The organism is Pseudoduganella aquatica (assembly GCF_009857595.1).
GTDB classification, from domain to species: Bacteria; Pseudomonadota; Gammaproteobacteria; order Burkholderiales; family Burkholderiaceae_D; genus Rugamonas; species Rugamonas aquatica_A.
Map to the genome: position 1 here is coordinate 1 of NZ_WWCU01000177.1, position 209 is coordinate 209.

Sequence of the window (209 nt, forward strand, 5' to 3'; positions counted from 1 at the left end):
TGAAACGCGTGATCTGGCGGCGATTGGCACCAGCATCATCTCGACCCTGAGCTCGACGCAGATCACCGCGCTGTCGACCGATCAGGTTGCGTCCTTGAACTCGGCCGCCATCGGCGCGCTGAGCACCCAAGGTATCGCCAATGGCCTGAAGAGCAACCAGGTTGTCGCGCTGGGCTCGCACCAGTTCGCCGCGATGAACGCGCTGCAAG

General features: G+C 63.2%; 1 protein-coding gene. It reads left to right on the top strand.

What is annotated here, in order from left to right; genetic code table 11:
• Positions 1-209, top strand: a 209-nt coding sequence (locus GTP77_RS30130; protein ID WP_161075776.1) for a hypothetical protein, incomplete at both ends; no start/stop codon positions are given.